The following is a 20100-nucleotide window of genomic DNA, read 5'->3' as shown; positions in this document are numbered from 1 at the left end:
CGAAGGATTGAAAAGAAGAACACGCAGCAGATTCACTTGCTCTTGTTGGGGGCAAGTGTTGACAATCCTATTACTGGTTTAATTAAAGAAGGAGTATAAAACCTGTATCAATGATGTTACTAGATATCTACGACACAGGTTTTATATTTAGGTAACTACATTTAACATTGCATTTTTTTATTATGCAATCGTTCACTCTATTTCTGCTTTCAATTTTTCGAACCACTCTAAATTAACCAAGTGATGTGAACGGGAATTTTCGTTCATACGGCGAAAGTAATTGATTGTGCCGGGAATTTCTTGAGTGATGGACAGGTATTCATCAAGGAGCTCGATTCGAGTTTTAGTCTGGTCGATTTGTGATTGGATCAGATCCAGTAATTTATTTTTGTCGAATTCATCGGCAAAGAGTAACGCCCCATAAAATTGCAGGTTCACATATTCCGATTTGGTGCCGAATTTGATCATTAATTTCTCGAATTCTGCCCTTCCCGATTCTGTGACTTTAAAGTTACGGATTTCACGCCCACTGGTTGAGGGTTTCTCCTGAATCTGTTCAATAAAACACTTTTCTTCAAGTTGCTGCAGATTGTAATAAAATGAACCTTTCGTGAAGTTAACAATGTATTTGTAATGACGTTTTTCCATTAAGGCCAGAAGTTCATAGCCGTGAGCTCCGGGATTTTGGATAAGCAAGCCAAGGATAAGTAAGGGAATTATGGTTTCATCACCTCCGCCATCCGCGCCTCAAATTCCGCGAACGTGATTTTACCCGAAGCCAAATCCATACTATGAAGGTAAATCTGTTCTGTTTTAGAATAGTCACCATTCACTTTCAGTGATTGCTCCTCTCCCGAAATGGGTTTCAGGATATGGTACTTTTTCGAAAAAGCCTCGAAATAGCGGTAACCGAATTTGCGTTGTGAAACTGCGTCTAAATGAATGCCATCAGGATTCGCAGTCAAACCTGCTGCAGTAACAAAATAACAATTCTGTTGTTCATTAGCAAAACGCAGCAATTGTTCATTAACCTGTCGAAACTCAGTCGCGTGCTGCCCAAAGCCGGTCTTCCCAAGAAAGTCACCAAGCCCTCCAATAATCAACGGTACCTCATCAAGTTTCAACTCGTTTCTTAGCGTCTCGATGATAAGAGTTAATTTCTCGTAATACGTTTCATGTAGCGAACGATAACTGTCACTCTCACCTTGGTGCCAAAGGATTCCACAAATTTGACTGGACCGCAGGGCGAAGCGGGCTTCGGACAAAGCATGCTGAAAAAGGACGCCTTCCGGATGCCAGTCATTCAATGAACTGCCACCTTCCGCACAAGGGATCAAGCCAATTTCTTCATCGGGATGAGCTTTCGACCATGCATCTGCAAAAGATGCCGCCAAGCCAACGCCGGAAACCGGACGGTCGTAATTAATCGGCTCTGTCATCATCTGCCACTGTCCATTGCGCAGCACTTTTATTTTTTCATTATAGATAGGGTCTACTTCATTCAAAAATCCACGGCCCGCCATATTTGACTGCCCCAACATTAAAAAAGACTTTATCATCTCATTTTTCACTTCTTTACATCAATATTTTAGTCTAATTAGACTATAGCCAATTCAGTTTGTCTTGTAAAGTTTTAATAAGGTTTTACTTTTATTATGAGTATGTATGAAAAACAAACTAACATTGAAAATTTGGTGGATGTATTTGAGGAATAGCAAGTTCTTTTGCTTTTTCTTATCCAACTATCGGGGGCTTTAGTTCAATAACGATCTTCCACAATCTCAAAAAAGAAGAAAGAATTGGAGCATATGCGCTTAAATATTAACAAGAAAAAATTAGAGATTGAAGAACTTACAGAAGAAGATAAACCTTTTGAAATCACCATTGTGAACAAAGGTGATGACAGTGATTTAACAAGTAAATCCTCATTTTAAAGAATTTCTCTTTGTCTGGAATCAAAAATTTCAATTCTTAGTAGGTGGTTATGGATCATCCAGAAGCTATCATGTGGCACTCAAGATTGTTCTGAAATTGATACGAAAGCGAAACTAGAAGCATTTATTGAAGTGAAAAAGAGCCTCTCATATAATGAGGGCTCTATATTGCAATCCTTCTGACTTAATCGTCCCAGTCTTCATCTTCTTCCCAGTTTTCTTTAGATTCCTCAAGATCCTCCATTAAAAACTCTAAAAAGTTACGGGCCACAGTTCGACCGTAACCCTCTTGATTGTCCCAAAGGATAACCGGACATTCTCCATCATCATCCATTCTGTTTGTATCAAGACAATAAGAAAATTCATCTATATATTCGATAACCACAATTCCATCAATTAAATCATAGTACTTCCTGTATTCTTCAGTCACTGTAACCACTCTTGCAGTAGCTTTACCATGACCTAGTATATTCACTCCATAAACTCCACCAGATCCATATTTCTCAAGAAACCATTTATAACTGTTGGGTAATTTAACGTTTAGTTTTTCCTCTATAGCATTAATTTTATCATTGCTAATTCCACCCGTAAAATCGTCATCTTCTGCATTCTCTCTAATAAATTGCTCAACTTGTGAATAGTTCATTAAAGTCACCTCTTACTCTTGATTCTCGAATTGTTTAGCTCTCCATTTCCAATATCTCTTTCTAAAATTATTGTACTGTTTTTCAAGTATTGGATCATTTCTAAAGCTCTGTCCATTTCCCTTCAAGCCATGCAGCACTTTACTATATTTGTTGTGCCAGCTTTCGGGTATTTCAAGCATTGTACCACTCTCTTCTTGGATAAGGTGATGCAAATTAACTTTGGTTCCATCATTAGCGTAAGGAGCATCTCCTTTTTTCATTATCTGAAGATTCGTTTTCCCTGTATCTGGGTCTACTCTGTTAATATCAATGTCTTTCATTGTGTATACTCTACGGCTAACATCTCTAGGTTGTCCTTTAACTTTTACTTTGCCGTCTATTTCAACCGCACTATACTTTTCTTTATTTAACCAAGGAAGATTTATTTCCTTACCAGTAAACGGCTTTCTGCTTTCATCTAACTTTTTAGCAAGCTGAAGCAGCCTGTCTTTAGCGCTCACATCGTTGATGACATTATATGGCATGCCACCTGCTACAACAACATCTTCTCGCATAACAAACGGTTTAATTGCTGTTAGTGGATCAGGAGTTTCATCCAGTTTTTTAGACACTTTTTTTACTACAGCTTTTCCAGCTGTTTTCACTCCTATTTTAGCAACTGAACCAGCACCTTTTAAAGCAAAGATGTTTACTGCTGCATACGTAAACCAATGAGCCTTTGATTCTGTGTCTCCGTTCTTTACGTCTCTTACATAGGAGGTTATAATCGCATCTTTAATAGAGTTAAACGTGGAATCATAATAATAAACCGCAACTGCAGAATTAATAAGCATGTCGACAGGATGATTGTGTGCCATATAGTCTAATGTTTCAGCTGTCATATCATAAAGTGCTGTAACAGTCCCTTTGGCTCCAGCCATTAGCTCACGTGTGTTTTCAATCTGTGTGAAATATCTTTGTTGTTCTGCTGTTAGATTTTCATACCCAATTGTTTTGGCCATTGAATAGAATTCATCAGCATCTGCATAATCGTAATTCTTTAGTCTTTCTTTTAGTTTTTCAATCTCTCGTTCTTTTTCTTCCTTCTTCTTAATCGTCAAATAGGATTCAGTCTGTTTCTCAATATCACCTTTTTTCTTATGTATATCACTCTCACGATATGCCTTAGCGTTGTAGTGAATGGGTGTAGCGTTTTTGCCTTTGCCCGTTGCTTCTTGGAGCTTTTGGAAATCTGACTTGATGAATTGTTCATTTGGTTCTGAGAGACCATATTCTGTCAGTAAATCTTCGTCAAGGTCACCTAGTTTTTCAATTGTTTTCTTGCGTTTGTCATTGGCATCCGCAAGCTCATTCTTGAAGGTTTCTGTTGAAAACAGGTCGAGCGGGAGGATGTCGTCAATGTCGTTTAGGATATCTTTCATGGCTTTTTTCTGTTCAGACATAATCGACTTTGATTTTTTATGAGCGTTAGCCAGCTCATGTTCTAGAAAAGATTCATCAATATAAGCATCAGAGAGACCTTTGTCCTCGACAGCGCCAGCAATGCTGTTAAAGAATGCGATTTTCATGTCAATGTAGTCGATCCATTGATCAGTGACACCAACATGATCGTGATAGAATGCTTTAATATTATTAGCGCCTTTACCAGAGAATTCGCTGTCATCCAGTTCAGCGACGCTTTGTAAAGCTTTTCTCAAGTTGACCATTTGCATCCTTAAATCTTTATATTCTTTGGCGCGGTCTGTAGCTTCAGACATAAGGGTTTTAGCTTCAAAGACTTTCATAATCATACCCTCTCATTTAATTGTATAACAAAATATTACCATGGAAAAAAGAAGAAGCGGACTTAAAATTATCTTGATTGACCATATCAAAGATACCGAATAAAAAGTTTGCGGTTTTTTTGCGGTCTAAACACTTTTTGGAAATGTTAGAATATTACATAAAAAGACATAAAAGGAGGGGTCCTGTGAATCCGGTTTTATCATCGTCAGAAGTTGGCGTAAAGATCAATGAATGGTATAAAATGATACGTCAATTTAGTGTCCCGGATGCAGAGATTTTAAAGGCAGAGGTGGAGCAAGAAATCCAACGGATGGAGGAAGATGAGTATTTACTCATTTACTTCTCCCTAATGAAATTCCGTCATCAGCTCATGTTAGATTATTTGGAACCCGTAACAACACGTATAAGACCAACTATTGACGAACTTCTTGAAAAAATTGAGACTTCAAATAAAGGCATATCTGGCCTGTTGTCGTATTATTCTCTGTTTTTCAGAGGGATGTACGAGTTTGATAAGAAGCAATACATGAAAGCTATCTACTATTATAGAGAAGCTGAAAAGCAGCTTATACATGTCCCTGATGAGATCGAAAGGGCAGAGTTTCATTTTAAGTTAGCTGAAGCATATTATGGTATGAAGCAAAGTCATGTGTCTATGCATCACGTTAAACAAGCATTGGATATTTATAATCAATATGAACTTTATAAGGTGCGAAAAGTTCAATGTATGTTTGTTATCTCAGGGAATTATACTGATTTTAAACATTACGAAAAAAGTCAGCCGCATCTTGAAAAGGCATTAGCGTTATCTAGGGAATTGAATAACAAAAGGTTGATTAGTTCTGCACTATATAATTTAGGCACTAATTTTGCTGACAGTGGTGATTACGAGCAGGCGGAAGTATACATAAAGCAATCAGTGGAGATTACAGAAAAAGAAAAACTCACAAACTTGCCACATTCTTTATTTTCTTATGCAAAAATCCTTTTTAAACAAGGAAAAATGAATGAGGCTATCCAAGTAAGTAAGAAAGGTTTGTCAGCAGCTCTTTATCAAGGTGATGAGCTTTTCGCAAAATTACAGGGATATTTAAATGCTCTTTATGTCGATGCAGTGGATCAACAAGGTGTTAATAAAACCATAGAATACTTAGAAAGGAATAAGAACTATTCATATATTGAAGACATTGCCTGTGAGACCGCAGCTGCTTACGCAAACTCAAAAGAATTTGAAACATCCTATGTATATCATCAGAAAATGCTTGAGACTCAAACACAAATTCAAAGGGGAGAATGCCTGTATGATTTTTAAAAAGAAGGTATGCCTAATCCTGGGTTTGTCACTTGTTTTAGTGTGTGGTTTCGGATCTTTAACAGAAAATCAAACTCAAAACACATTTCATATTGCCTCTGATCGTTTTCAAACTTGATAATACTACCCTAAACCTCCTTCATAAATGGAGGTTTTTTTATTTGATATTAACAGAAACAATGGAATCAAATGCGATATAATTAGTCCCCCCTTTAAATCCTTGAGGCATAACCTTACTTTTGGGGAGAGAAAAAGGCAATAGGGCACGCAATAACTTTTTGGTTCTCCAGGAAATCTCTCAGATGGGAATTAAGTGGTTTCAGGATCCCAATCATGCAAAAAGACGCCATCTTATAAAAGAATAACGCCCGATTGTTGAATATCTTATCTTTCTAACTCAATGAAATACATTTAAAGTAATTTTGAGGCATGGCTGACCAATAACACTAGCTGCCCGGAATTAAACGAATCCCCTTCACGGAGCTTCAGTGTTTTTCTTTCCGATAGACCATCGAATATGTCTTCAGGAAGTTCCAGTTGTAAAGCGAACAGCATTTGTCGATGTCGTGATGACAGCAGCATATTTTATGTTATTCGAAAAATCCGTTATATCCTTATGGACGTCTTACATAAATTTGTAGAGAGTTTCTTTGCCATGGTTCTTTTAACGCTTCAATAAAATCCTGATTCATTTTGCATAGTTTACGGTTTAGTAATCATCCATGTAACACCAAATTTATCTATCACTTCTCCATAGTGTGCGCCCCATGGCTGCAAAGCAAAGGGATATTTGTTTTCTCCTCCCTCACCAAGCTTGGTGTATGCCTCTCTTGCTTCGCTCTCATTATCATAGGTTAAAGCAAGACTGATGCTACGATTACCGACCACTTGTTCAAAGGAATCAGAAAGCATTAAGATATTGTTTCCAGCTATCATCAAAGACAGATGCATAACTTTCTCCTTCATATCTTCTGGAGTTCCTGGTACCTCACCGAATGATTTAAGTGATACAATTTCTCCACCGAGTGATTCTAAGTAAAAATCCGCCTGGCTTCTTGCGTCCTCTGACATTAGATAAGAGTTTAATTGTGCTCCCATGATTTCAACAACCTTTCCATTTTTATTTGTCTTTCTACGAATACAAGAAATACGACTTAATGAAATCGGAAAAGGAAAAAACTTTTTTGTAATCTTTTTAACATGTGGAGTTGCTCCATTAAATTGGTTTCCATCATCAGAACATTTGAGTCCCTTAAGAACCCCCCTATCCTCCTAGATTACTTTTCGACAATTACTTTCGACGGCAAGTAGAAAATTCCTGCCGCTGTCATAAAAGGGTAGTACGGACGTTTATTGTTTGTGCTCACCACTTTTTAACCCTAATTCATATAAACGTATGGAAATAAGGGCAAATGAATATAAGGAATGTAATGAATTACTATGTTGAGGGACTCGGTTTAATGAAGGTACAAAACCATATTGAAATCTTTTAATTTTTGCCTTATCATTATTCGTCTCTTTGTTTATCAAGACCTAAATTGTAAAAAGTCATATAAAATAAGGAGTGAAACATGTTATACATGAATAATATGTTTCACTCCTTATATTTTTTGTTCAACAATTGCATTGTTTTAATTCTAAAAGAAAGATATACCGTTTTATGTCACAAACGGAGCAGGTCAGCTGAAGAAGAGCAATCAATGTAGAAACGTTGACAACTAAAACACAACCATGATATATTTAGCCCGCTAAATATTTTTCGGCAGAGGAGGTTCATCTTTGAAGGTTAGTGTGGACTGTGATATTCGTATGTCCTTGGATAAGGTTTCTTCCCAAATGCGTCGGAATTATAGTGAAAGCCTTAGAGAACTCAATCTTTATGTCGGCCAAGATAATTTACTCTCGCGTTTGTGGTTGGGTGATGGAATAACACAAATGCAGCTATGTGAACATTTAAAATGCGAACCGCCTACAGTAACAAATATGGTTAAATCGCTAGAGCAGAATGGTTTCATATACCGTAAACGTGATAAAGAAGATGCAAGGGTTATGCGAATTTATCTAACGGACAAAGGCAAAGATTTAGAAGAACCTGTTAGAATGAAATGGAATGAACATCAAGAAAAATTACTACAGTCAATTTCAGCCGAAGAACGCTTAATATTAAGGGATTTAATAAAGCGTATGGAGAAAAACTTATCCTAAGTTTTCTCTCAAATATATATTTAGCACCCTAAACAAATATTCAGTAACCTGGAAGATACTCTACCCAAAATATTGTACTAATAAGTAAGCCAAACTGAAATTATTTAGCAGACTAAGTATTTCTTTAAACCAAATGAAGGTTGAAAATAATCTGAGCAGGAGGATTCCATAATGAATAATAGAATATGCAAAATATTAAATATAGAAAAGCCGATTATACAGGGCCCGATGTCTTGGGTTACTAATGCCGAATTTGTTGCGGCGGTAAGCAATGCTGGTGGATTAGGATTTCTAGGTCCAAATGCCGGTCAGGTTGAGATAACTCGTTCACCCGAAATAAGTGCGGAAAGAATGAGAACTGAAATACAAAAAACAAAATCATTAACGAATAAGCCATTTGGAGTACCTGTAATCGTAAATCGTGATTTAGCTTACACATGGCCAATTTTAGAAACGATTATTGACGAGAAAGTTCCTGTGGTTCTTGTGAACGATATACTGGATGAAAGAATCTTTAAACCATTAAAAGAAAACGATATTAAAATTGTTTATAGACCACTTACTCCTACTATTGAAAATGCAAAAGCTGCAGAAGAGTTTGGAATAGATGTTTATGTAGCGACTGGATTTGATGAAGGTGGTACGGTTCCTGAACGAGTTATTGGAACATTTTCGATTGTTCCAATGATTGTAGATGCTATAAATACCCCTGTAATGGCAGCTGGTGGTATTGGAGATGTTAGAGGAGTGCGTGCTGCATTTGCTTTAGGCGCTGAAGGTGTGTTTGCTGGTAGTGTCTTTATTCCAACAAAAGAAAATCCAGCAGCAGAAAACGTGAAACAAATGATTGTAGATGCTACAGCAGAAGATTTACTAATGTTCCGTACTTTACCAGCATACTATCGTTCTTTACCTACTAAATTTACGAATAAACTAGTAGAAATGGATAAACAAGGTGTTAGTCGTGAAGAAATAGCAAAAATGATGCGTGGATCAATTGGAATGCGTATCGGCATGCTAGAAGGCAATACAGACGATGGCTATATTTCTATAGGTACTGGAATTACGCCAATTAAAGAAATCAGAACTGCAAAAGAAGTGGTTGATACGTTAATGCAAGACTTTAATTAAATATTAGGGTCTTCGGAATATTTAGTGTAATTCACTTTTCAATAGTTGAAACATTTACTTATAACTAGGACTATTTGGCGAGTTCAAACACTAGAGGGTGTTTTTTGCTCACCATTTTTTAACCATAATTGATATAAACGTATAGAATTAATGGCAAATGAGCATAAAGAGTGTAATGAAAACAAGCTTTCATAACTAATGATATGGATTTACTATGTTGAGGGCCTACTGGTTATATAAAATTCATGGTTTTTAAACTATCGGTTTTTTCATACTCCCGGAAAATCTCCTCATTAGGATAATCAGTTATTACATAGCATTACCTACGGGATGATGCTGCTTGAACGTCTGGCTAAATCTTAATGGTGGGTGAAAACAAATAAGTAAATAAACTGCAATGACTGAACTTTTCATTGGCAGTATGGATTAAATAGCATCTTAAATATTTACTCACTTTGTAGATACAGACAGAGCTTCAAATGTTGGTTTCATAATAGTTGGAGATCAAGTTAGGGACTAAAGGAAGGAAAAAATCGTGCCCATTTTGTGCCCAAAATAGATATAAAATAATGCAATGAGTGTGTATTGGATAACTTCAGATGCTTGAAAGCTTCTGTAACTGACAATATACTTCCACTTTATTGAGGGCCTCGAACTAATAAAGAGATACCAAAAAGCCATTTTGGTATCTTCTTTGTGTTTTTTTAGAGCTATTAAATCCATCTAGGAGCATCATGACTTGGCATCAGCAACAGTAACTTAATACTATATCGAATCTATTTGAGGAAACTGATTGATGATATATTGCTTGAAGTTTTCAGCGACAGGTGATAGATACTTCCCTTCAATCCAGGAAAGACCAACTGTGCGCTCGAACCTTGGCCAACTAATGCGAACCTTTGCGATATTTGTTTGGTCTAAGCCTTTAAAATCAGGAAGAATTGAAACGCCCAGACCTGCTGCAACAAAACCTGCGATTGTAGCAGCTTCTTCGCCTTCAAATACGATGTTTGGGGTAATATTAACCTGTTCAAATATATGATCTATGGTTACTCGAAGAGCAAAACCTTCTTTCATTAAAACAAAAGGCTCATGAGCAATGTCGTTTAAGGTAATCTCCTGACGAGTAGCTAACACATGATGTTTGGGCAAGAATAAAAAGAGCTCCTCCTTCCATAAGGGTTTCCACATTATATTTGATTCGACTGGAAAAGAAGCAAGCAGGCAGAGATCTAGTTCACCTGATTTTAGTTTATCTAAAAGCTGATTAGAGTGAGACTGGTTTAGTTGGAAATGAACATTTGGGTATTGATCTTTAAATGCTCCAATTAAATTTGGAACGATGGTTGTACCCAGTGTGTGTAAAAAGCCTAAAGACACTTCACCTTGATCTGGTTGTAAAAGGGATTGAATTTCTTCCCTTCCTTCAGTAAATTCTTTCATGATGGAATCGACCCTCTTGAGGAATCTTTCCCCATATTTATTTAATGTAATGGACCGGCCTTGTCTATCAAAAAGCGGAACCCCTAAGTAATTTTCTAATCTAACAATAGACCGAGAAAGTGCTGGCTGTGTTATTGATAACGTTTCAGCAGCTTTAGTTACATGCTGTATACGAGCAAGAGTTTGAAAGTACTCTAATTGTTCCCATTCCATTAAAACATCCACCTTTTTATAAATCATTACATAAATGAATTAAAATCATATTTATTATGCATTATACATCATAATTTATTAGTGTTATGATCAATTTATCGAAAAAATATATGAATTTTTATATGAATTATAAACTAATTGTGTATTCAGAAGGAGGATTATTTTAATGAACTATCGAATTGAAAAAGATACTTTTGGAGAAATAAAGGTGCCTGCTGATAAGTTTTGGGGAGCGCAAACACAACGTAGTAAAGAGAACTTCAAGATAGGTTCTGAAAAAATGCCTATCTGTATTGTTAAAGCTTTTGCTATATTGAAGCGCAGTACAGCTATTGCTAATAATCGTCTAGGTAATTTGGATAGTGAAAAAACAAAGGTTATTACAGCAGTTTGTGATGAGATTCTTGAAGGCAAATATGATGACAATTTTCCACTCGTTGTTTGGCAGACGGGAAGCGGTACACAAAGCAATATGAATGTTAACGAAGTGATAGCAAACCTTGCAACAGCTTTATTAAAAGAGAAAGGCTCTATACAAACCATACATCCAAATGATGATGTCAACCGCAGTCAAAGTTCGAATGACACTTTCCCAACAGCGATGCATGTTGCAGGTGTATTAGCTATCTATGAACAATTAGTTCCTGCACTTGATCAACTTCGGAACACATTAGATGAAAAAGCAAAAAAATTCAATGACATTGTAAAAATAGGTCGTACACATCTTCAAGATGCTACACCTTTAACCCTTGGACAAGAAATTAGCGGTTGGGTGTATATGATTGATCGTTCGAAAGAAATGATTTTGGAAGCAACTGAAAAAATGCGTGAGCTTGCTATCGGGGGTACGGCTGTAGGGACAGGCATTAATGCACATCCACAGTTTGGAGAAGTTGTCTCAGAGGAAATCTCGAAGTTTACAGGCCAACAGTTTAAAAGTTCACCGAATAAGTTTCATGCCTTAACCAGTCATGATGAAATAACGTATGTACATGGTGCTATGAAGGCATTAGCTGCTGACTTAATGAAAATTGCGAACGATGTTAGATGGCTTGCAAGCGGTCCTCGCTGTGGTATCGGGGAAATTTCAATCCCGGAAAATGAGCCTGGCAGCTCCATTATGCCCGGCAAAGTTAACCCTACTCAATGTGAAGCCCTTACCATGATTGCGGCTCAAATTATGGGGAATGACGCAACTATTGGTTTTGCTTCAAGTCAGGGCAACTTTGAACTAAATGTATTTAAGCCAGTTATTATCTATAACTTCCTTCAATCCGTGCAGTTACTGGGTGATGGAATAAAATCCTTTCATGATCATTGCGCGGTTGGTATTGAACCTAATACGAAAACCATTAAAGAAAATCTTTCCGGATCTTTGATGCTTGTCACAGCATTGAATCCTTATATCGGATATGAAAAAGCTGCGAAAATTGCTAAGTTTGCTCATAAAGAAGGCTTAACGTTAAAAGAGGCTGCGGTCCAACTCGAACTATTAACGGAAGAACAATTTGATGAAATGGTTAAGCCAGAAGATATGGTGAAACCAAACATTTAAATCTTTTAAGATAAAAACTAGTTACTAATCAGTAACTAGTTTTTCCTTATTCAAAAGGGGGGTGCACAGATTTTTCGTCACTGGTTGATTAAATAAATGTTGGGTCAGCTTCCTGTAATATATGTTCAAACTAAAAAGCCAAGCCCATTTTCAATTGCATGTGATTGTATGTACGAAAGATAAATATTACGCAACATGAAAGTTGGAATGCAAAAGTAATATGTAAAATAATTGGACTGCCACTCTAAATAATCAGTCCAAGTTGCAGGCATTGTTTTTTTATCGCCTTCATGTCTATATATATGGCAAAATTCATGAGCGAAATCATACCATTGTTCAACTCGGCTTTTTCGGCTGTCCAAGCATGTATTATAAATTCCACTGTGTTTAAGCGCGAAGCTTGTAACAGGTTTAAAGCCTGATATCTAAAGCCTCGGCAATCCGTTCAAAATTAATTTGTTCAGGCTCTGTCATATCAATCTTCCTGTATAAGTTTTCAATCCATCCTCTAAATGACTGTTTGTATACCTCAAGATGAAAACCTCCTTAAAGACGACAATCCAAAAATTGGATTTATTAAATATTATAGGGGAAACTAAGACTTTTTTCATAGGAAAATGCATCTAAATAGAATTGACTTCACAAGGAAAAAGGAATGTTTATGAACGAGATTGTATTTAGTACTTGTAAGGAGGGCTTATGATGATACATATTTGCAAGGCGAATTTAACCCATGTGCAAGGGATCTCAAAAGTTTGCTCGGATGCCAATTGGGCAACATATCGAGATATCTATCCAAAAGATTACTTAGAATCGATTATAAGAGAGTTTTATAATCCAGATAGAATATTAAAAGAAGTGTCGAGTTCAACCAAAGGATGGGGCGGTTATTTTGTTGCTTTGGAAAATGACACAGTTATTGGAGCAGGAGCGGGTGGAATGATTAGTGGTACATCCGGAGAAATATATGTTTTATATTTAAGTCCCGACAGGAGGAATGAGGGAATTGGCAGTCTATTGCTCGATGCGATAACCAAACAGCAAAAAGAATTTCATGCTACTGAACAATGGATTTCTGTACAGAAAGGAAATCAAAAAGGGATACCTTTTTATGAAGCAAAAGGTTTCACGTTACAATATGAGGAGAATACAGATGGTTATATCTCTTTAAGGTATAAAAGGCAAATATAAACGAAGTCAATTGAAGCTTCATAAAGTTATAAAAAGAAGAGTCTCTTAGAAGGCTCTTCTTGAATTTATTTTATCTTTTCTAATGAACACCATGATTCCAGGAATGATCATAAGTATTGCTGGTATTAAGTAGAACCAATCAACACATATAAGTCCTCCAATCCCTGAGACAAAAGTAGAATACTGCTCAACTTTGGTTTGAATAAGACAAAAATTGAAGCAGTAAATCCAATACATGAAAAGATCAAAGACCCCCATGCTCCAACAAGAAGGTCGCTTGTCATATCAAAGTATCTGATCAAATGAAAAAATAAATCTAAATAGGCGATACCTAGAGCTAGAATAGATGCTACAACACCCAGTAGGCTCCCTGTCAAACTTAAAAAAATTCAATGGTTCTCTTCACAATAAACGCTCCTTATGTAATCAGGCACTTCTTTTTATATATGAAAATGTAAAAGAAACATAAATGAAAATATAAATGAGAAAAACAACAAAAACCCTTGCCACGTAAGGGTTTGTAAGGGATTCAAAAATCACTTGCTGCTCTTTATTTCTACCCGGACAAAGGTGCGAAGAATAACGGTATCGACGGCGTATATGGACCGAAAACAGCAGATGCAGTTAGACGATTTCAGTTCATGGACTATCTGCTGATGGAATTTATAGACCTAAGACTAAAGCCAAACTTGAAGCTCTATCAAAGAGGAACTGAACAAGCTCTAAGAATAATAAAACAGCTCTTTATCCTTTTAAATAGCACAATTTTGGTTGAGTGACTTTTGCCATTAGCCACTACAACCTTTATATCCAAAAATTCTTAATATACATCCAAATATTTTTATTATATACTTATCTAACCAAAAAAAAACTGGAGGTTGGTTTATTTATGCCATTATCAAATTCAATGACAAATCCGAGTGTTAGACTTGCTACTTCTCCACCACCACCGTTTCTGCTCATAAACACGCTTATATTTAAAACAGATTAAGAATCTGCGAAATATAAGCTGTTTCGCAGATTCGAAGGAGTAGAAAATGAAATCTAGCATACAGTTTATATTATCAATGATTATTTTTGGTACAATTGGTTTAATTGTGAGATACATTGACTTATCTTCGAGTGAAACAGCATTTTTAAGTAGCTCAATTGGTTTTCTCTTTTTAACACTTGTGTTTATTAATAAGAGAAAAAGCTTCTCCTGGCAAAAAATAAAAAGTTGTGGGATATTTCTTTTTTTATCGGGCATTGCTTTGGGAGGAAATTGGATATTTCTTTATCAATCCTATGAGTATACAACTCTAACGAATGCCACGTTAGGTTATTATTTTGCGCCTGTTTTTGTGATGTTACTTTCACCTATTTTTTTAAAGGAAAAACTCTCATTTAAAAAAGTAATATGTATCTTCGTAGCAGTATTAGGGATGATGTTCATTGTCGGAAATGGTGTTAGTGCATCCGGAAGAGAGGATTTAATTGGGATTATTTTGGGGTTAATTGCAGCTGCATTTTATGCTGCGTTAATGTTGTTAAATAAGTTTATTAAAGAGATGAATCGGCTGGAAGTAACCATTATCCAACTGTTGGTCACAGCTTTAATTCTTCTACCATACGTCCTTATTACAGAAGGACTTAACATGCTAAGTGTATCATCATCATCAATTCCTTTTATAATCTTTCTGGGGATTGTAAACACAGGAATAGGGTTCTGGTTGTTTTTCTCTGGCATGGAAAAATTAAAAGGTCAGAGCATAGCTGTGTTGAGTTATGTTGACCCATTTGTGGCTATTCTCATTTCTGGTCTAATATTACAAGAGCAATTCACGCTATTACAAATTATAGGTGGAGTTCTTTTACTAGGGTCTACTTTTGCTAGTGAAATAAGGTTTCGCAGAACACAAGAGTGCGTCAAACGATTTTAGTCTATGTGTGGGTTACTTAGGACGACATTTATGGACCTAAGACTAAAGAGAAAATTGAACCGTCATTGAAATTAAAAAGGCCCTCTTGAAAAGAGGGCCTTTTTTATAATATTAATCCTCAAAATTTTGTATTACCTGTCTAACCATCTCATGTATTTGGTCAAATTGCCATTCTATATCACCTATTACTAAATGTAACTGTACTAATTCAGAAGTTAGTTTTTCTTTATCTTCAATTTGACTTAAGTTAGCTAAAACTTTATTCATTCTTTCATGTATTTGCGGAAGTTCTTTAATATTTTCCTCTTCTTCTAAAAGTTCTTCTTTTGAAATTAATGTATGATTATATTTTTCATTTAATTCTTTTAAAGCACTAAAAATTTTATCAATATTTGTCATCTATTATAACCACCTATTTTAATTTTCTTCCAATGGCATTCTTAGTCTTAACTTCGTTCAATGTTCCATCCAAATTCAACACTACTCTTAAATTTCCTCTTTTATCGAAAACTTCTAAATGATCCTTGTGCAAATTATCTAAATAAAATCTATCGCCTTTTTTCAGATACGGATTATCCAATTTTTTATGGTTGTTTTTGGGTTCAATATAGCAGTGATAAATCCTTGTCTGAAACTTTTAACGGCACTAGTTACCTTAACTTTTGCGTCCTCTCGGTATACTGTGCTGCTTTGCTAGCTCTGCAGTTATAACGGCAGAAAAAGTACAGCCTGTTCCATGGGTATGTTTTGTATCAAAGCGAGGAGAAACAAATTCCTCGAAGGGCCTCGTCAAAGTACATAATATCGCGAGCTTCTCCGTTCAAATGCCCTCATTTTACGACAGCACTCTTTGCCGCATATACTTCCACAATTTCTTTAGCAGCATCACGCATCTGCTGTATAGTTTTTATTGATTTGCCGATTATTACTTCCGCTTCTGGAATATTTGGTGTAATAACAGTTGTTTGAGGTATTAATAATTTTTTCAAATGATTAACGGCATCCTTAGGAAGCAGATGGTGCCCGCTTTTAGCAACCATAACCGGGTCCATCACATACGATTGGATATTAGCCGCTTTTAATTTTTCAGCTATCAGTTCTATAATTTCCACGCTTGCAAGCATACCAGTTTTTACAGCATCCGGTTTTATATCTCCGATGACACAGTCTATTTGCTGAGATATATTATTCAGAGATACCTCCTCAAAACTTTTCACACCAAGTGTGTTTTGAGCAACAACTGATGTAATAACAGCCATTCCAAATACTTGCTGCTCCTGGAAGGTTGTTAAGTCTGCATGAATTTCCTAATATATATGCTCTCTTTATTTTAGCCTTAACAAGGTAATCAGCTGTTGTGGAATATATTGAAGAAAAGCGGCTAAGATACCCATGATCCAAAACGAAGATTATTTCAATAACCGACAGACATTTGAATATTATTGAGGACTTGTGATCACTTATATTAAATACGATTAAGAATCTTCGAAATATAAGCTGTTTTGAAGATTCTTAGGAGTTGACGATGAAAACTAAAAATCAGTCTATATTATCAATGATTACTTTAAAAATTCGGCCTATTTTCACTTGTTTTTTGGGATGAAATCGCAGCATGAAAGATATTACATAAAGTTGTAATTCCATGTGTTAATAGTTCCTCATTTATATATGAGTAACTAATACGCAAATGATTATTTTCTTGCCCTGCTGGATAACATGCTGATCCTGGTAAAAATGTTATCTGTTGTTTTTTTGCTTCTGATAAAAGAAGATGACTATTAATCCAAGAAGGCAAACTGATCCATAAATTTAATCCTCCTTCTGGTATCGTCCAAGATACACCCTCAGGAGAAAGACTTGTAAGTAAATCAAGAACTAAATCTCTTCGGATTTTTAGAGCCGTCCTCAACTTCTTTGAGTGATCTATCATTCTTTTAGAGTTAATCAAGGGAAGAATAGCCTTCTGTGTAAGTAAAGGACTTCCTAAATCAGCATTTGCTTTTGCAGCTAATAAACGATTGAAAATAGAGCCAGAAGCCGTTAATATTCCTATTCTGCAACTCGGAGCAATCGTTTTGCTCAATCCTCTTAAATAAATTACATTACCAAACTGATCCATGCTTGTAAGGGTTACAGGTGGTTTTTTTTCAAAATAAATCTCACTGCATGGATCATCCTCCACGATAATACAATGGATACTCCCGGCTATATCAAGTAACTGCTTACGTCGTTTTAGAGACATAACAACACCTGTTGGATTATGAAATGTAGGAATTGTAAAGATAACTTTTGGTTTATGTTTTTCACACACGTTTTGGAGTATATCTATTCGCATTCCATCTTTATCAACAGGCACCGTAAGTATGGTAGCACCTCTTCCCCGAAAGATATCAATTGCCCCCGGGTATGTCGGTGCTTCCATTACTACCACATCCCCAGGTCCAATAAATGTACGAGCAACAAGATCTATACTTTGTTGAAGACCACTTGTAACTAAGATATTTTCTGGTGTAGAAGTAACCCCTGACCTTTTTAAATAGGCAGACATTTCACTCCTTAGTTGGTTATCACCTTGAACATTCCCGTATATAGACAATAACTCTGGATTCTCCGAAAGAACCTGTTGTACCTCATGCTCAAAATATCTGTTTGGAAGTAGTTTAGGATCTATCATGGACGATGAAAGATGAACTTTTTGAGGAGCAATATGATAACGAGAAAACTGGGATCTTGGTAGATAATCTTGAAGTGATAATTGCCAATCATATGAAGGCATTGCTTCTACTTTCTTTTTCTCGCTTATTTTTGCTTTTACAAAAGTACCTTTTCCTTGGATAGAAGTAGCAAATCCATCTTGTTCTAATTGTTTGTACGCCTTGACAGCTGTAACCAAACTTACTTCCAGTTGTTTGGAAAGACTACGTACAGAAGGCAATTTCGATCCCTCTTCCAAAAGTCCTGAACGGATTCGGTCAACAATAGATTGATATATTTGTTTAGATAGTGATTCCCCTTTATTTCTTTGAATATCAATTTGCACCATAAATCCTCCTAAGTGTTATACATTTGGTTAGTGTTATAGACTTATTTCCTATAGCAGATTTTAATATATTTATTTTAACCCTTGAATGAAAGTTATTCACACATAAGAATAAAACATTATTAAGTAAGTCTTCATACAGTAGTTCCACAGATGAAAACACAAAGGTTAAGTGTTATAGAAATGTGTTGAGTGTTATACAAACGTTAAAGTAATATGGCACTTATAGTTGAACATAGCATTACACTTGGAAAATGGAGGAGTAACTTGTGAATCAAAAACGCTTATTACTAACTTACGGTTTAGTGTTTTTTGTTACAGCTATTTGGGGACTTAATCTTGTTATAATTAAAGTATTGGTGGAAGATTTACCCCCTCAAACAATGACAGCTTTTCGAATTATGATGGCTGGGATTACAGCATTAATCATGATCGTTCTGGGGAAATCATTTCGTCGTTTATCGAAAAAGGAATGGATTTATACATTACTTGGAATGTTATTCGGTGTCATCTTACACCATTCGCTAATAGCAGTAGGCTTAACAATGATTGATGCTTCGAATGCTTCTTTAATTCTTGCATTAGTTCCACTCACAACTGCAATACTTGCTGTTCTCTTTTTAGGTGAACAATTAACAAAATTACGAGTGCTTGGTTTTATTCTAGCATTAACCGGCGTCTTCTTTATTCAGGGTGGATCATTCAGTAACATGCAATTATCTCAGGGAGAATTAATTTTAATGATTGCCATGTTTGTCCAAGCCATTAGTTTTATTTTCGTAAAAAAGGCAACAGAAACACTTGATTCAAAACAGGTAACAACAATCATGTACCTAGCTGGCTCAATTGGATTGTTGATTATTAGTTTTATAACCGAACCTGGAGGGGTCAGTGAAATGACTTCTGCATCTTTATTTACTTACTTTTTATTTATCGTATCAGGGTTAGTGGCAACGGGAATTGGATATATTGTTTTTAATGCAGCTATTCAGCAGATAGGTGCAGGTCAAACAGCCATATTTAACAACTTTGTTCCATTTTTTGGACTTGTATTTTCCGCTATTTTTTTAAATGAAACAATTACAACTTCACAATTAATCGGATTTGTATTTATTGTGGCTGGTGTACTATTTGGTACTGGTTATATTGGTAGACTATGGGCGAAAAAACATAGACGGATTAACAATACTAAAAAGAGTGTGGGATAAACTATCTCTCGCCAGCTTTTTTAAATTGGATGGAAACTTTTGAATGTGGAAAGTGATATAGTGGTTATTGGCATTAGTGACACGTGCAATACCATAAAAATATTCAGTGGTTTAATAACCTAAAAACAGAGCCCATTTTATTGTGGTACTTAAAGAATGAGGATACCAAATGAACAGGTTGATATCTTTATCGTTTTAGCTCACCATTTTTTAACCATATTTCATATAACGATAGAAATGATCAAAGTGAATATAAAGAAGGTAATAAAAATTAAGTTTTCATAACCAATGATATAGATTTACCATGTGAGGGCCTAATTAGTGTAGTGAAAAACCGGTGGTTTTACCATCGGTTTTTTTACTGCTTTTTTATACTCATTGAAAATCTCCTCATTTGGACAAACAGCTCCTACATAGCATTACCCAAGGGGTGATGCATTTTATGAAGGTGATAATCATCGAGGGACCGCAAGCTGACAAATGCATTAACAATTACTATCATTATTTAATAAAA

17 protein-coding genes and 4 pseudogenes are annotated in these 20100 nt (G+C 35.8%); 10 read left to right on the top strand and 11 right to left on the bottom strand.

Annotation, left to right across the window (positions count from 1 at the left end; genetic code table 11):
- Positions 1-192: 192 nt before the first annotated feature.
- Positions 193-720: a PadR family transcriptional regulator gene (locus tag NST56_RS14365; RefSeq protein WP_339182243.1), complete on the bottom strand. Its 528-nt coding sequence runs from the start codon at positions 718-720 to the stop codon at positions 193-195.
- Entirely contained in the window at positions 717-1559 is an 843-nt protein-coding gene (locus tag NST56_RS14360; RefSeq protein WP_339182241.1) for a sialate O-acetylesterase, read from the bottom strand. The genes NST56_RS14365 and NST56_RS14360 overlap by 4 nt, the downstream gene beginning before the upstream one ends.
- A gap of 225 nt (positions 1560-1784) precedes the next feature.
- On the opposite strand from NST56_RS14360, the pseudogene NST56_RS14355 reads away from it, so the two are divergent.
- Both NST56_RS14355 and NST56_RS14350 read left to right on the top strand, forming a co-directional pair.
- Positions 1785-1910, top strand: a pseudogene (locus NST56_RS14355) (hypothetical protein); the annotation flags it as partial.
- Positions 1906-2043: pseudogene (locus tag NST56_RS14350) on the top strand (phage terminase large subunit); the annotation flags it as partial. The pseudogenes NST56_RS14355 and NST56_RS14350, both read left to right, overlap by 5 nt.
- A 75-nt stretch (positions 2044-2118) precedes the next feature.
- On the opposite strand, the gene NST56_RS14345 reads toward NST56_RS14350, so the two are convergent.
- Positions 2119-2580: an SMI1/KNR4 family protein gene (locus tag NST56_RS14345; RefSeq protein ID WP_010335042.1), complete on the bottom strand. Its 462-nt coding sequence runs from the start codon at positions 2578-2580 to the stop codon at positions 2119-2121.
- Positions 2581-2592: 12 nt separating this feature from the next.
- The gene (locus tag NST56_RS14340) at positions 2593-4365 is read right to left on the bottom strand and encodes a T7SS effector LXG polymorphic toxin (RefSeq protein WP_339177331.1); all 1773 of its coding nucleotides are present in this window, start codon (positions 4363-4365) and stop codon (positions 2593-2595) included.
- Between the two features lie 185 nt (positions 4366-4550).
- Here NST56_RS14340 and NST56_RS14335 point away from each other — a divergent pair, with 185 nt between their 5' ends.
- Positions 4551-5678 carry a tetratricopeptide repeat protein gene (locus NST56_RS14335; RefSeq protein ID WP_010335040.1) on the top strand — a complete coding sequence of 376 codons (1128 nt, stop codon included), beginning with the start codon at positions 4551-4553 and terminating at the stop codon, positions 5676-5678.
- A gap of 702 nt (positions 5679-6380) precedes the next feature.
- Here NST56_RS14335 and NST56_RS14330 read toward each other — a convergent pair.
- Complete coding sequence (locus NST56_RS14330; RefSeq protein WP_286058284.1) at positions 6381-6776, bottom strand: VOC family protein; 396 nt, start codon at positions 6774-6776, stop codon at positions 6381-6383.
- 681 nt (positions 6777-7457) lie between these two features.
- Here NST56_RS14330 and NST56_RS14325 point away from each other — a divergent pair.
- A complete protein-coding gene (locus NST56_RS14325; protein ID WP_010335038.1) occupies positions 7458-7883 on the top strand; it encodes a MarR family winged helix-turn-helix transcriptional regulator in 426 nt (141 codons plus the stop codon).
- A gap of 171 nt (positions 7884-8054) precedes the next feature.
- On the top strand, positions 8055-9014 hold the full coding sequence (locus NST56_RS14320; RefSeq protein ID WP_339177322.1) for a nitronate monooxygenase: 960 nt from the start codon (positions 8055-8057) through the stop codon (positions 9012-9014).
- 765 nt (positions 9015-9779) lie between these two features.
- Here the strand turns inward: NST56_RS14320 and NST56_RS14315 are convergent.
- Positions 9780-10670, bottom strand: coding sequence for a LysR family transcriptional regulator (locus NST56_RS14315; protein WP_268506349.1), 891 nt, complete (start codon positions 10668-10670; stop codon positions 9780-9782).
- 166 nt (positions 10671-10836) lie between these two features.
- On the opposite strand from NST56_RS14315, the gene fumC reads away from it, so the two are divergent.
- A complete protein-coding gene (gene fumC, locus NST56_RS14310) occupies positions 10837-12225 on the top strand; it encodes a class II fumarate hydratase (RefSeq protein ID WP_268506347.1) in 1389 nt (462 codons plus the stop codon).
- Between the two features lie 24 nt (positions 12226-12249).
- Here the strand turns inward: fumC and NST56_RS14305 are convergent.
- Positions 12250-12758: pseudogene (locus tag NST56_RS14305) on the bottom strand (ImmA/IrrE family metallo-endopeptidase).
- Positions 12759-12924: 166 nt separating this feature from the next.
- Between NST56_RS14305 and NST56_RS14300 the strand changes: the two are divergent.
- The 3 genes and pseudogenes from NST56_RS14300 (at position 12925) to NST56_RS14290 (ending at position 15338) form a co-directional block, all read left to right on the top strand.
- A complete protein-coding gene (locus tag NST56_RS14300) occupies positions 12925-13416 on the top strand; it encodes a GNAT family N-acetyltransferase (protein WP_339177314.1) in 492 nt (163 codons plus the stop codon).
- 527 nt (positions 13417-13943) lie between these two features.
- Positions 13944-14131: pseudogene (locus NST56_RS14295) on the top strand (peptidoglycan-binding domain-containing protein); the annotation flags it as partial.
- A 322-nt stretch (positions 14132-14453) separates the two neighbouring features.
- Positions 14454-15338: an EamA family transporter gene (locus NST56_RS14290; protein ID WP_172850651.1), complete on the top strand. Its 885-nt coding sequence runs from the start codon at positions 14454-14456 to the stop codon at positions 15336-15338.
- Positions 15339-15449: 111 nt separating this feature from the next.
- Here the strand turns inward: NST56_RS14290 and NST56_RS14285 are convergent, their stop codons facing one another.
- The 4 genes from NST56_RS14285 to NST56_RS14270 form a co-directional block, all read right to left on the bottom strand.
- Positions 15450-15737, bottom strand: coding sequence for a hypothetical protein (locus NST56_RS14285; RefSeq protein WP_010335031.1), 288 nt, complete (start codon positions 15735-15737; stop codon positions 15450-15452).
- A gap of 256 nt (positions 15738-15993) precedes the next feature.
- Positions 15994-16131: a bifunctional hydroxymethylpyrimidine kinase/phosphomethylpyrimidine kinase gene (locus NST56_RS14280; protein WP_256203221.1), complete on the bottom strand. Its 138-nt coding sequence runs from the start codon at positions 16129-16131 to the stop codon at positions 15994-15996.
- Between the two features lie 37 nt (positions 16132-16168).
- The gene (locus tag NST56_RS14275) at positions 16169-16597 is read right to left on the bottom strand and encodes a PfkB family carbohydrate kinase (RefSeq protein WP_339177305.1); all 429 of its coding nucleotides are present in this window, start codon (positions 16595-16597) and stop codon (positions 16169-16171) included.
- 305 nt (positions 16598-16902) lie between these two features.
- Entirely contained in the window at positions 16903-18378 is a 1476-nt protein-coding gene (locus NST56_RS14270) for a PLP-dependent aminotransferase family protein (RefSeq protein WP_339182239.1), read from the bottom strand.
- A 269-nt stretch (positions 18379-18647) separates the two neighbouring features.
- On the opposite strand from NST56_RS14270, the gene NST56_RS14265 reads away from it, so the two are divergent.
- Positions 18648-19586, top strand: coding sequence for a DMT family transporter (locus NST56_RS14265; RefSeq protein WP_010335028.1), 939 nt, complete (start codon positions 18648-18650; stop codon positions 19584-19586).
- Positions 19587-20100 lie beyond the last annotated feature (514 nt).

The sequence above is a fragment of the Bacillus sp. FSL R5-0560 genome (genome assembly GCF_037966305.1).
GTDB classification, from domain to species: domain Bacteria; phylum Bacillota; class Bacilli; order Bacillales; family Bacillaceae; genus Bacillus; species Bacillus mojavensis.
The sequence above is the reverse complement of the archived record's forward strand: the minus strand, read 5'-3'. Positions and strand labels throughout refer to the sequence as shown.